Source organism: Citrobacter farmeri, assembly GCF_019048065.1.
In the GTDB taxonomy this organism is placed as follows: Bacteria; Pseudomonadota; Gammaproteobacteria; order Enterobacterales; family Enterobacteriaceae; genus Citrobacter_A; species Citrobacter_A farmeri.
Genome location: NZ_CP077291.1, coordinates 3,608,448 through 3,620,684 on the forward strand (window position 1 = coordinate 3,608,448; position 12,237 = coordinate 3,620,684).

Here is a 12,237-nt window from a genome sequence, read left to right on the forward strand (position 1 = left end):
ATAACAAAAAGGACATATGTCCTTTTTGTTATCGCCAACTCTGCGCATTTTAACGTTACTGGACATAATCAACGGAGTAATTGCGATGAGACATTTTCTGATAGATACCGACACCGCTTCTGATGATGCGGTAGCCCTTTTGATGGCATTAAGAGCCTCTCATATTCAAGTTGAAGCGATTACCACCGTTGCCGGTAATTGCCCCTTACCCCAGTGTGTCAAAAATGCACTGATCTGCGTGGAGAAAAGCGACACATATTTTCCCCCTGTTTACGCGGGCATGACAAAACCTCTGTTCCGGGAACGTTATTACTCGCACCATATTCATGGTGAGGATGGGATGGGTGATATGGCACTCCCCGAGCCCTCTCTGAGGGTTGAAAAAATGCATGCTGTCGATGCGATCATTGAATTTGCCACCCGCTTTGATGGTCAGTTGGAAATTGTCACGCTGGGCCCTTTGACCAATCTCGCCATGGCGATTTTAAAAGAGCCAGAACTGGTGCAGAAAATAAAACATGTTTATGTGATGGGCGGTGCCGGACTCACCCCTGGCAATATCACCCCTTTAGCGGAGTTTAATTTCTACGTGGATGCCGAAGCGGTACACCTGGTGCTTGAATCGGGGCTGCCGTTAACCGTGGTGGGCTGGGAAATTGGTATGGGCGAGGCTTTTATCAATCAGAAAGATATTGTGTTTTTAAATGAGCTCAGCGAGTTAGGCCGATTTTCCGTCCGCTGCAACAAGACGCTAATGGCGTTCAATGCAAGTCGTATGAACAAAATCGGCTTTGATTTGCCCGATCCCACCACGATGGCAGTGGCGCTATACCCGGAAATTATTGATTCCTCCTTTGAGGCTCATACGTGGATCGAATACAAAAATGATAAATCCTACGGACACTTCGTTATCGATTCGACGCAACTGACCGGTCTGCCCGTCAATGCCAGAATTATCACCCGCATAAAATCGGGCATGTTCAAGCAAAAACTTTATTCCTTATTGTCGTAATGGATGCGAGGTATTCTGATGACATTCTCCCGAAAAATATTAAGAAGGTCGAACTTCATGTTCACCTGGATACCTGCCTGAGCTTGCATTATATAAAACAAGTTTGCCCAGGAATCACGCTGGAGGACTTTACCAGGATCTTTATTGCCCCGACGAAGTGTGGCGATCTTGCTCATTTCTTACGCAAGGTGGCTCCTCTGGCGGATTTCTATCGCTGTAGCGAACACGCACTGGAAGCCAGCTTTATTGACAATGAAACCCGACAACGACTGATGCGTGGTGCAGAATAGCGTTAAGACGAAGAGACGTTAAGCGTATCCACTGGCATGGCCTTATGAGCCTGATTCATGAATCCAGAAGCGCTCGGAACTCAGTTTCGCTTAAGTGTAGCCCCCCTTGAGCGGGGGAAGAAATTCAGGTCTGCGCAGCCAACACAGGAATATATTTGTCTTGCAAATAAGATGTGACGCTCATTTTTTAAGCATGGCTAGTCCTATTCTATGAACCGTTTTCAGGAGGTCAAAAATATGAAAAAGCTTCTGATATGTTGTTTGTTCGGGAATACGGCAAATTCTCTTGCCAAAAAGATGCAGGTACTGACAGATAGCAACGGCTATCCTCTCATGATAAGCGCGGTGGGACTGGATAATTTCGCCAGTGTCGCTCCCGCTTTCGACGGTTTTCTCATTGCGCCGCATATTCAATACAAGCTCTCTGAGATTTATGACATTGTCGGAAACGCGCGCCCGATCGCCATTATTGAAAGCCTGCCCTATGCGTCGCTGGACGCCGAGAAAGTTTTAAATTTTGTGAAGGAGAAAATGCCTGAGCTGGCAGCCTGACGCCTGGGGCCGCAATTCTTTTGCGGCCCCTCTTATGAATACGAACGGCTGGAACGGCAAACAAAAAGAAAACCCGATACGTTACACCGGGTTTGTCAGACGCTAATAAAGCGTTACCTTTTCAAGAACTTCAAGGGTTTTCGGCAGCGCTGCAGCCCATGGCTGGCTGCTACCCATCTTGATGTTGGGTTTGTTTTTGCCGTGGAAATCACTGCCGCTGGTGGCCAACAGCGTTTTATCCAGCGTGAACTGATAGAGTTCGCGACAAAGCGCCTCATCATGATAGCTGGAGAACACCTCCACGCCCTGCACGCCAAGCGGCAACATTTGCTCAATGACTGACAGAGGCTTTTCCTTTACGTTGGCACCGATATGCGCAATCACTGGGATGCCTCCGTTATCGATAATCATCGACACCATCTCCGCCATTGGAGGCAGTTCAACCTTCACATGGCAGGGTTTATCGCGGCCAAAAAAATCCCAGAAGAAATTAATCAACGGCATATCGCTGCGAGGATTCCCGGACCGGTACGGCACCAGCAGCTCATGATTCGCATTGCGCGCATCTTCTAAAATCAATTCCGCCATCTGCTCTTCCTGCGGAACGCGATCGCCCGCCATGGTATACAAGCGATCGACGTCAAGCTGAAAACCAAGAGCCTGAAGCTTCGCCAGTTTCAGCGGCGTCGCGAGACTTTCCAGATGGTGGAAATTCTGCTCGACGGCGTCAAAATCCCGGCAATCACGACGAAAACCGTAGCCCAGCAGATGATAGTTATTGCCCGCGAACGAGCAATCAATTTCAATCCCCGTCATCACGCTCACGCCGTTTTCATTACCATAGCGAATGGCCTCTTCAACGGATCGCGCCGAGTTGTGATCGGTTATTGCCAGCGCCGCCAGGTTCGCCGCTTTCGCCATGGTCAGCAGGTCGCTAACGGGGAAATCCGCATCGTCGCTGTATACCGAATGCATGTGCAAATCAATACGTTTCATCATCTTCTCCTTAAGCTGATAATCATGTACTGCATAGCACTATATGATTGGTCGAGAGATTAATACAGTGCGGCAAGCGCGATAATTCTGAGTTTGAAAATGAGCTTATCTTCTGTAACCCGATCACATTTCAAGTGTTCCGAGATCGGGTTTACGTTCAATCATTGTATGATTAATAAGCAGGAATAACACCGTTGGAAATTATTTAGCTCTTGACGTCGTCGCCTTATATAGATAATCAAGGTCGTGAAGAAATTATAGCGTCATGCAATCCTTTATGTGTGGATAGGGAGACAGCAAGTATTGCTCATGTTTGCTATGTAAATCGCATCCCATTTTCAGCAATTCGAACAATTAGTGACATCCCAAAGGAGAGTGGCAATGAGGTATTTGAGAAAAATTGTCAGCGTGCAGGAAAAAAATCTATCATTGTCTTAAGAAGATACTTTGACTCCATTTTTAATGATTAAACCGTAGTTTGGCCAGTTGGCCCAGTAGAATCCTGCTGGGGTGAAAGACGCAACTCTGCTTTACCCGCTCAATGAACGTCTCTACATCAGGATGGCGGGAGGCATCATTACTCTCACAGAGCAGGCCAGAATATATTGATCAATGCTATACTGACGGTCATTTCCGGGTGGGACAACAGAGAATTATCCATCTTGTTCAGACAAAAGTATATCAGTGCTATTTTTTTAATCGTGGCCTGCACCACCGTACTTTTCATTGCGCTGGTTGTCCGTGAGGTACACGAGTTAAAGAACTACCTGGGGTATGTCGCTGAAAACGGTAAATCGGCGCTTTTTCATGAAGAATCCATTAACCAGAGTATTGCCACACGACTTTCCCGTGCGTTTTACACCAGAACAGTGGGTGCGCCTGCGGCCAGTAACGAACGGACTGTAATTTGCCAGTCTCTTGAAAAAGAAGGTGGTATTTACGGATTCAATCTACTGGCACAAAAATTGACCAACCTGAGCGGCACCCTGCAAACCCGAAATCAGTCGTGTGAAAAATGGGCGGGTGATATTAGCGCGCTGTCGGTTATTCACACGGCGGAGAGCGCAGCTTTGTCGAAGTATAGTTTTTCAAATTATACGGGGTACAGGTTCAGGAACATCCGGTACTACATAGATCTTTCTTATAATTATATTTATATTAATCAACTGGTTAATACAAAAAACTACACGTTTAACAACTGGCTGGTTGGCAATAATGGCGCTATCAATATCGCGCGCAGTGCCCACACCATTTCCATTGATGACAATGCTCTGAATGATCTACTGAAGGGGGAAAGTACGCTGTCTCATATTTATCAGGATGGGTATACGCGTAATAACATCATCAGCATGCTTACGCCGGTATTTCTGGGCGATAAAGTGAAAGGCATTTTGATCACCGACATCAATATTAACGATCTTGTGATTTCTTTTAAAACGGTCGACCGTCCCTTATTATGGCAGTTCCTTTCTTTATATGTTACTGATAACGAAACCGGCGCGCGTATTCTTTTCCATAAACCGCACATTAAATCGTATGATTTAATCAGTGGCGAAGATAAACTCACGCGGTACAACACCGTCCATGTGAAGCTGGATGCTATCTATGTCATCATGACCAATTTATGGTTATTAGTGCTTTACATCCCCGGAACCTGGCTATTATGCCGCTATGCCCGTGTTCAGTTAATCAGACAGGAATTGCTTTCCAGGGATAATGTGACGGACGCGATGACCGGCTTATATAACCGAAAAGTCATTACAGCGGAACTGGAACAAAAAATTCGTTCACTTATTGACAAAAACATTCCGGTCACGGTTATCGCCATTGACAGTGATGGTCTCAAAAAAATCAATGATTCTCTTGGTCATCATATGGGTGATAAAGCGATACAAACACTGGGTCAGGCACTGGGGAATGCCATTCGTAAAAGTGACTATGGCATACGGCTTGGGGGGGATGAGTTCTGTCTGGTTCTTGTTGATTATTCTCTGAATAAATCCCGCGATGTTATTACCCGTGCCCAGGAACAATTACTCGCGATTGATCCGAATAAACTGGTCACATTTTCCTGGGGAGCCTATCAGCTACTGCCAGGAGATACACTGGAAGTGGCGATGCTGAAAGCCGATGAATTACTTTATCAGCATAAACGCAGTAAATACGAGGAACGCCGATAAGCCAGCGGACGTTTTTATTGTCCGCTTCTGGCGCACAAGGGACATTCACAGCGGCTATCAACGATAGTGCAACGGCAGTCAGTCCGGGCAGTCAGGTGTTTCTGTCCAGTAGTGCTGGCCTGTGGCATCTATCTCAGTAAGAACTGAATCAGCTGAACAAAGATATACACTGTCGCTGCCACTTGTATTGCCCGGAATCCCCATCGGAGATAGCGCCATTCATGACGTTCTCTGGCATCAGCGTCTTCGATAGCGGGGTCAGAACGTTTTTTTTCTTTGTCCTGAATTGATCTATTACCCACAAGACAAGAATAAAGATAATAATGGTTTTCTGAAGTATGGGATTATCCACAAAGAGTGACTCCAACCAGCTCGCTGAAAATAATGCAATTTCTTTTAGGCAACAGGAATTTTTATCTGTTTTTTATAAAAAATATCCAGAAAGAAATTTCTATAGCAAATTTACAAGTTAAAAAAATCTGCCACAATGACAGATTTCTTTAATATAAAATTAGAGATTTGCAACGTTATGATATACTTTCTGAACATCATCGTCATCTTCAAGGGCATCAACGAGTCCTTCAAAGATTTCCAAATCTTCTGGTGAAAGTTCAACTTCTGATTGAGCAATCATTTCCAGCTCTGTTGTTGAAAATTCAGTAATCCCGGCAGCTTTTAGAGCTGCAATGCCTTTGTGAAGATCTGTCGATTCAGTATAAATAACGATGTTTCCTTCTTCTTCGGTTACATCACGAACATCCACTTCAGCTTCAAGTAAAATTTCAAAAATATGGTCAGGATCTGAGCCTTCAAATACAATCACACCAGTATTGTCAAACATATAGCTGACCGCACCTGCCGCTCCGATATTTCCGCCTTTTTTGTTGAAAATTGTGCGGACGTTAGCAATCGTACGGTTAACATTTGAAGTTAACGTTTCAGCGATAATCATTGAACCACTTGGTCCAAAGCCTTCATAACGCCCTTGCACAAACGTTTCATCTCCGCCACCTTTGGCTTTATCAATTGCTTTATCAATAACGTGCTTAGGCACTTGTGCTTGCTTCGCACGTTCAATAACGAATTTTAAAGATGAGTTTAATTCAGGATCTGGTTCACCTTGTTTAGCAGCAGCATAGATTTCCACACCGAATTTTGCATATACTTTAGATGTTGCCCCGTCTTTAGCCGTTTTTTTAGCAACAATATTGGCCCATTTACGTCCCACTGGAATAGTCCCCTCGAAAATTTATTTACATTACTGACAGGTTAATAACCTGTCATATTGTTCCTTCACATTATATCATGATAGTTAAATTCTCGTCTACGAGAAATAAAAACATCCAAATTTTACAGAGTGTTACTTTAATTTCACCAATAATTAATATTGTGGATAAGCTATATCTGAATTTCATTCTGATTTATTTATTTTTATTCTTAATAATTGAACCACAGCAGTGATAAATAAAAAAGTTTTCGATACAACCTTCACTAAATAGTAATCGACAATGCTGGATTTGGCATTGCGCAGGCCAAATGGGATCCTGGAGGGTGCCATTTTGAATGGTATTCATACAAAGCGCCGCCTTAGCCTTTTATATAAAACGCTCACGTCTGGTTCAGGTTCTCAAAGGACGTTTAAACGTTGGTGGCTGGTCAGGACTACAGGCATACATTACCGATGCTTGCACAGTGCTTACATGACCGGCTGGTATTCAGAGGAGAGTGGAATTTTAAGGGCTAACTGCTTGATTGAAATGGTGCGATAATAGGAACATAATACATCACATATACCCATTGATAAATATAACTATTTTCTTGTTTCATCTTTATAAATGCCCCCTTTTGTGCCCCTACCTTGTTTTCCATGCGACTCGATGAGCCTTTCATCGAGTCGCTAATCTCACCAATTTCTTCACAGACCGTGCAAATCTTCTTAGCTCTTTAAGCCGCCTCTCACTGACGCGATCGGCTAAGAACAATATTACTTACGTCCTGATAAGAACAACTGTTCATTAATCCGCATGCTTTCCTGGCATGAAGGATATCTGTTACGGTCAAATATGGCGCTTGTTCCTGTGAGGTAAATCCTCTGCGATCGATACGAGCCAGTTTGTACTTATCCACCAGGAAGTTGACTGCATCGACCAGAGTGATACCGGCATCAATATGTTCCTTAATAACAGTTTCATTACTGAATGGTGTGTCGTTGAGTGTCAGGCCATAATGTTGTTCCAGCAGGCGTGCAAGCAGCATTTGCCACACTGCTACGGGCGACAGACATAGCGTCGCCGCCTGCGGAGTTGTTGCAGGTAGAGTTTTCATATTTGCTCTTGTGAAAGTAGTTAACGATGAGTGGGGTAAACGGCGATGTATACGTAGCCGCAACTGCCAAGGGTATCGGCTTCGCAGGTGAAACCATTGTGGTACAGGGTGACACAGTGGGCATGGCGAGGATTCATTTCACCAGTGGTCAGCATCGATTCCATCTGGCTGATAAAACGTGGGAATACTTCATCCAACTTCAAAGATTCTGCGTTACTGAATTCACCGGTAATGCTGGCCCGGTCAACCAGATAGTGCAGCCGGTTTCCCCCCTGTACCAGACGAGCGCCAAAGCAAGGCGTCACATTACGATTCAGCCCCCACTGGAGAAATGAATCGTTCTCTGAGTCTGTAGATTTCATTTAAGTACCCTCATATCCAGCCTCGCTCTGCAAACGACACAATGCCATCTGAACCGATAACCAGATGATCAAGCGTGTTCACATCAACCAGTGCCAGGGCTTCTTTAAGCCTGCCCGTAATGTTGCGATCGCATTGGCTGGGCTCCGGATCACCGGATGGATGGTTATGTGCCAGTACGACAGCTGCAGCATTAAAGCGAAGCGCTGACTTCACTACTTCGCGGGGATGGACCTGGACATGGTTAACTGAACCGGCAAACAGCGTTTCGCTCTCCAGTAAACGATGCTGATTATCAAGATAGAGCACCATAAACACTTCCCGCTCTTGTCCTGCCAGCTGTAACCGAAGCCAGTCACGGGCAGCAGCACTTGAGGTAAAAGATATGCCGGGCTGGCGCAGATATTTATCCAGCAGATTGATAGCCCGGCGAATGGTCCGTTGGGCATAGGGTGTCAATCCGGAAGTCGCGGGAAGCAGGCAACCATGTTGAGCCATAACCGCCAGCGGAAAGAGTTCAGGCTGTGATGACAATGGGGATAACGCGGTACTCATGCTCGGCTCTCCTCAGTCGATGAGATGCATAATGGAGTTGCACTCTGGATGGTTCAGCGCGAAGTCGCGTAAGCGATAATAGTGCTCAGTCATCGCATCACACTCGGTGCGACAGGCGTGGTGACTGTATGTCATCAGACAGGCGACTATTCCTGCTGCTTCACTGGCAAGCTCTGCGCCATTGCCGTTCATGCTGTTGAACAATGTCCACTTCTCATCGTGATCTGACTCGGGAGCCATAAAAGCGCCGCCGTTGCTGAGTGTCGAAAAGCGCCAGATACCGCCGTGGTAATCGGCACACAGCCGAACCATCCAGGCGAAAATGCGAGGTTCAAGGGTTATCCACTGCGGGATGGTGCCAAAGTGCTGCGGCCAGAAGCCGATGCGTAACTCGTCCGGGACCACTGAGGCAGTAATTGCGGTATGCTCCGCGAACTGATGATTTTGTGTATTCATTAAACTATCTCCTTATGCCGGAACGGTTGTTTAACGCCCCAAAAAATCGAGCATGTTTTCTGCCATTACCCACAGGGCGCGATTGAGCTTCACGTCACCATCAATACCGGTAACAGCACGGGTGCGGCTGCTTTTCCCCTGAGCAGTTCGCCCTGACAATCCCCCTTTCAGCAGGTTCTCCTGCACGCGCTGGTATACGGTCCACAGGTCATCGCTGTAGTCCTCCCGACGACGTGGGGTAAGCAACTGCGATACCGTGACCGGCTGGTGGTCTTCACCAAAGCGATACTTCAGCGCAGCATTCGCCAGGGCGTTACGGGCTGGTTCTGGCAGTGCCAGTGACTGCATTGCATCGCGCTTCTCCTCCACCCGGTCAAACACACCGAGCACTTCGTAAGCCCCTTCAATCACCTTCTCAACAACATTCCCTTTATGTGGTACCCGCACTTCGCCGAATGACTGACCGCAGACCAGACCATTAGTACAGACGCCTCGAAACAGCCCCGGCAACATCTGGTAGCTTGATGAGCCGTCATGGCTGTTAAGCAGAATGATTTCCGGCACCTGATGTCCAGTCAGTTGACCGGCACGACGCAGGCGAAGCATGTGTTTGGTGTGCTCCCGCTTTCTCTGGTCCCGGACCTTCGTCTGGCAGGCAAAGAACGGCTCAAAGCCTTCACGCTGCAGGCTTTCGAGGATGGTGATGGTCGGGATGTAGGTATAACGGTCTGAACGAGATTCATGTTTGCCACTCCCGAACACGCTGGGAACATGACTCATCAGTTCTTCGTGGGTCAGAGGCCGGTCACGGCGTATCTGGTTTATACGGCCAAAGCGGCTGGCTAATCGCATGGCTAACTCCTTATCTGATAATGAAATAAAAACAAAAAAGGCCATGTTCCCGAAGGAGCATGGCCTGTTGCTATCTGGTGTTGGTGCGTAGCGGGCTGGAGAGGTCTGAAGTGTGAATAATTAATCGCTGTAGTGTGTGGTCCGGCATTCACTGAGGTCAGACAGTTCTTTTTGCGTATTCTTCAGACCCGGACTGAAAGTGCCTACTTTTTTATCGCTGACATAAACATCGAAATTTGCTGCCTGCCCCAGTGCGTCAATAAATGACACCCAGGCATTGTCACCGTTTCGCCAGCCCAGGGATGACGGTAACGGATACTGGCTGTCATTCATCACCACGGTGATGTCGGTTCCGTCATCGTGAGAATTCAGCAAGGTACCGTCGGGCAGGGTCAGGTATACGCTGTGCTGCAGCACATTCTGCTCATCGGGGCTGGTAGTGCAGTTAAGATTAAAGACCACTTTCTCCGGGCTGGTAATGATGTATTCGGTCACCCCCTGGGCGAAGCCGCTGCTCCACATATTGGGGACAGCCTGTACAGCGGAGGCTGAAGCCAGCATAACTACCGCCAGGGTGATATGAGATAAACGCATAAGTGATTTCCTTTCATTAACATCAGAGGGAGAGGCATCCGTCAGAGCGCACTGAAGCGCTCCGGGAACCCGGGCGACCTTAATTCATTTCATCAACGCTCTTATCTGTCTGTCGTTTTGTCCTTCCATTTTGGCCGGTTGCTACTTGAAAAGGATTTCACCAGCGACCAGTATTCCACCGGGAATCGTTTAACCAATTCCCCGTTGAGACGGACATCGATAGTCCGGTACTGCCCGTTGTTCATGGTCCCCTGACTGAAGTAAGCATTGCTGCTGCAGGTCCCCGTGTCGTACTGGTTCCAGGCTTTTTCGGGTTTGCCCACCACGTAAAAATCCCCCAGGGCGCAGCCGTTAGTGGATTTACGATTAACGATGGCTACCCTGTTCGTTGCCGCCAACACGATGGTGCAGGAGCTTTGTTTTCCGCCACAGACATCCCATAAAACCCGACCACCAGGGTCCTTAAACGACCAGATAGTGTTCGCCGGAATATCGGCTCGTTCCCGGGCCGCGGTACTGAGACTGACGCTGAAGACCAGCGCAAGAACTGCAAACCTCATTTTCATTTTTCATTCCTTAGCCATTTCAGAAAATCCGGAGTCAGCGCCCGCAACGGCGTACCAGGCGCGCTGCAGACTGAGCAGATGCACTTATTTATCGATCGATAATAACGATCGATAAAATAGATATCGATCGTTACATTCTATTAATAAGAGCAAGGGTTGTCATCCCTTTCGGGGAAAATGTGTGACAGAACAGGGACTCAGGTATCCGGTGCCACGAAGCGGGAGCAACGGGGTGTTCTGATTAAAAGAAGTGGGTCTGTGAATGAGGCTCATGCCCACGGTTGACCGGGAGGAGTATAAAGTCTGGTTTCAGAAGAAAATCCAGTCCCAGACGGCACGGGCGACGGACACCACCACATCACGCACGGTACGAATCACCGTTTTCAGTGGTGCAGGCAGGAACGACGATGACTCAGCCGTATCGAAAACCCGTCCCACAGCGTCACCGAAACTGTCGCGGGCCTGCGACTTTACCGGCTCTGAGCAGAGTCTCCCTTGCAGTTGTGTCACCACCGGGCTGGTGGCGCGGTCAGGCAGACAACACATCATGTTTTCCACCATATCCTCAATGCCCCATCCAGTGCTGGCGGACACCACACAGACCGGATGATGCGGTTTAAACATTGCCATAATTGCAGCCTGCTTCGCTTTAAGATTTACCTGTTGTTGTGGCGAGGGCGTGCCGATCGCGCTATCCCATTCATGACAGGGTTCGATTTTGTCGGCCTGGTTAACCACGAACAGTACCTTTTGCCTGTAAGGTCGCACCACGCTGTGCCAGAACTGCTCGTCCACGGTCAGAGCCCGATCATCGGCCTTAATGACCCACAGCACCAGGTCCAGCTCCGGCAGCATACGACGGTACAGGGCCCGGTACTCATGATCCCGCTGCCCGTTTTCACCTACACCCGGTAAATCGACAATTACCAGACTGCGACTACCACTGCGCAACCGGAAGCACAGTACGTCGCGAGTACAGGCGTTCACGTCACTCACCGGCGACACCTCGCCCCGGAATAATTTGTTGCAAAGAGAGGATTTACCAGCACCACTTTTGCCCATAATGCCAATCACCGGCTCGTAGTGGGTCAGGTTCTGGATACGTTTAAGAATAAGCTGGCGAAGCGTGTGCGGAAGCGACGCGAGCGGTTGTTCAAGGGCCTGAAGGCCATCAGGTTTATTCATACAGTAGTCTCAGCGTGAAAAATTAAAAATCCCGGATCCATAAGGAAGGCGGGATTCAGTGAGATAATATCTGTCTGAAATAATTTGGAATTTTAGATTAACACGTGAAGGAACTTGTGAGGTCCAGAACTGAAAGATGTCCGCTACGTGCCAGATATAGTCATTCACACCCTGAGAGTTACACTTTTAAGTGATTCAGGGTATGCGCTTATTGGTTACGAATATTGTGCCAGAATCATGTGATTTGATGATTGCCGCTTTGCTTTCGAGCCAGTAAGTGCTCCACGTTCGCTAACGAATACTCAGGGCATGCA

General features: G+C 47.6%; 14 protein-coding genes and 1 pseudogene. 4 read left to right on the plus strand and 11 right to left on the minus strand.

The window, feature by feature from the left end; all coding sequences use genetic code 11:
* Positions 1 to 85 precede the first annotated feature (85 nt).
* Positions 86 to 1,012, plus strand: a complete 927-nt coding sequence (locus I6L53_RS16925; protein ID WP_042324682.1) for a nucleoside hydrolase — start codon at positions 86 to 88, stop codon at positions 1,010 to 1,012.
* Positions 1,013 to 1,539: 527 nt separating this feature from the next.
* On the plus strand, positions 1,540 to 1,854 hold the full coding sequence (locus tag I6L53_RS16930; protein ID WP_042324686.1) for a PTS sugar transporter subunit IIB: 315 nt from the start codon (positions 1,540 to 1,542) through the stop codon (positions 1,852 to 1,854).
* A 102-nt stretch (positions 1,855 to 1,956) separates the two neighbouring features.
* Here I6L53_RS16930 and I6L53_RS16935 read toward each other — a convergent pair whose 3' ends face one another.
* On the minus strand, positions 1,957 to 2,853 hold the full coding sequence (locus I6L53_RS16935) for a PHP domain-containing protein (RefSeq protein WP_232231108.1): 897 nt from the start codon (positions 2,851 to 2,853) through the stop codon (positions 1,957 to 1,959).
* 209 nt (positions 2,854 to 3,062) lie between these two features.
* On the opposite strand from I6L53_RS16935, the gene I6L53_RS23840 reads away from it, so the two are divergent.
* Both I6L53_RS23840 and dgcJ read left to right on the plus strand, forming a co-directional pair.
* Complete coding sequence (locus tag I6L53_RS23840; protein WP_072015757.1) at positions 3,063 to 3,320, plus strand: phosphorylase family protein; 258 nt, start codon at positions 3,063 to 3,065, stop codon at positions 3,318 to 3,320.
* A 135-nt stretch (positions 3,321 to 3,455) separates the two neighbouring features.
* On the plus strand, positions 3,456 to 5,030 hold the full coding sequence (gene dgcJ / locus I6L53_RS16945; RefSeq protein WP_232231109.1) for a diguanylate cyclase DgcJ: 1,575 nt from the start codon (positions 3,456 to 3,458) through the stop codon (positions 5,028 to 5,030).
* 128 nt (positions 5,031 to 5,158) lie between these two features.
* On the opposite strand, the pseudogene I6L53_RS23660 reads toward dgcJ, so the two are convergent.
* The 10 genes and pseudogenes from I6L53_RS23660 to I6L53_RS16990 form a co-directional block, all read right to left on the minus strand.
* Positions 5,159 to 5,382: pseudogene (locus tag I6L53_RS23660) on the minus strand (hypothetical protein).
* 159 nt (positions 5,383 to 5,541) lie between these two features.
* Positions 5,542 to 6,258, minus strand: a complete 717-nt coding sequence (locus I6L53_RS16950; protein ID WP_042324690.1) for a YebC/PmpR family DNA-binding transcriptional regulator — start codon at positions 6,256 to 6,258, stop codon at positions 5,542 to 5,544.
* A gap of 728 nt (positions 6,259 to 6,986) precedes the next feature.
* Positions 6,987 to 7,355, minus strand: a complete 369-nt coding sequence (locus I6L53_RS16955; protein WP_042324692.1) for a TA system toxin CbtA family protein — start codon at positions 7,353 to 7,355, stop codon at positions 6,987 to 6,989.
* A gap of 20 nt (positions 7,356 to 7,375) precedes the next feature.
* Positions 7,376 to 7,717: a type IV toxin-antitoxin system YeeU family antitoxin gene (locus tag I6L53_RS16960; RefSeq protein WP_042324694.1), complete on the minus strand. Its 342-nt coding sequence runs from the start codon at positions 7,715 to 7,717 to the stop codon at positions 7,376 to 7,378.
* Between the two features lie 10 nt (positions 7,718 to 7,727).
* Positions 7,728 to 8,270, minus strand: coding sequence for a RadC family protein (gene radC, locus I6L53_RS16965; RefSeq protein WP_042324696.1), 543 nt, complete (start codon positions 8,268 to 8,270; stop codon positions 7,728 to 7,730).
* Between the two features lie 12 nt (positions 8,271 to 8,282).
* Complete coding sequence (locus I6L53_RS16970; RefSeq protein ID WP_042324698.1) at positions 8,283 to 8,726, minus strand: antirestriction protein; 444 nt, start codon at positions 8,724 to 8,726, stop codon at positions 8,283 to 8,285.
* A 30-nt stretch (positions 8,727 to 8,756) separates the two neighbouring features.
* A complete protein-coding gene (locus I6L53_RS16975; RefSeq protein ID WP_042324700.1) occupies positions 8,757 to 9,578 on the minus strand; it encodes a DUF932 domain-containing protein in 822 nt (273 codons plus the stop codon).
* Positions 9,579 to 9,698: 120 nt separating this feature from the next.
* On the minus strand, positions 9,699 to 10,172 hold the full coding sequence (locus I6L53_RS16980; RefSeq protein ID WP_042324702.1) for a hypothetical protein: 474 nt from the start codon (positions 10,170 to 10,172) through the stop codon (positions 9,699 to 9,701).
* A gap of 101 nt (positions 10,173 to 10,273) precedes the next feature.
* Complete coding sequence (locus tag I6L53_RS16985; RefSeq protein ID WP_042324704.1) at positions 10,274 to 10,738, minus strand: hypothetical protein; 465 nt, start codon at positions 10,736 to 10,738, stop codon at positions 10,274 to 10,276.
* Between the two features lie 309 nt (positions 10,739 to 11,047).
* A complete protein-coding gene (locus I6L53_RS16990; RefSeq protein WP_042324706.1) occupies positions 11,048 to 11,923 on the minus strand; it encodes a GTPase family protein in 876 nt (291 codons plus the stop codon).
* Positions 11,924 to 12,237 lie beyond the last annotated feature (314 nt).

Coding starts and splice junctions, on each gene's coding strand:
- I6L53_RS16975 (WP_042324700.1), bottom strand. CDS start 9,578: ATGCGATTAGCCAGCCGCTTTGGCCGTATAAACCAGATACGCCGTGAC.
- radC (WP_042324696.1), bottom strand. CDS start 8,270: ATGAGTACCGCGTTATCCCCATTGTCATCACAGCCTGAACTCTTTCCG.
- I6L53_RS16980 (WP_042324702.1), bottom strand. CDS start 10,172: ATGCGTTTATCTCATATCACCCTGGCGGTAGTTATGCTGGCTTCAGCC.
- I6L53_RS16955 (WP_042324692.1), bottom strand. CDS start 7,355: ATGAAAACTCTACCTGCAACAACTCCGCAGGCGGCGACGCTATGTCTG.
- I6L53_RS16925 (WP_042324682.1), top strand. CDS start 86: ATGAGACATTTTCTGATAGATACCGACACCGCTTCTGATGATGCGGTA.
- I6L53_RS16970 (WP_042324698.1), bottom strand. CDS start 8,726: ATGAATACACAAAATCATCAGTTCGCGGAGCATACCGCAATTACTGCC.
- I6L53_RS16990 (WP_042324706.1), bottom strand. CDS start 11,923: ATGAATAAACCTGATGGCCTTCAGGCCCTTGAACAACCGCTCGCGTCG.
- I6L53_RS16985 (WP_042324704.1), bottom strand. CDS start 10,738: ATGAAAATGAGGTTTGCAGTTCTTGCGCTGGTCTTCAGCGTCAGTCTC.
- I6L53_RS16935 (WP_232231108.1), bottom strand. CDS start 2,853: ATGATGAAACGTATTGATTTGCACATGCATTCGGTATACAGCGACGAT.
- I6L53_RS16960 (WP_042324694.1), bottom strand. CDS start 7,717: ATGAAATCTACAGACTCAGAGAACGATTCATTTCTCCAGTGGGGGCTG.
- I6L53_RS16930 (WP_042324686.1), top strand. CDS start 1,540: ATGAAAAAGCTTCTGATATGTTGTTTGTTCGGGAATACGGCAAATTCT.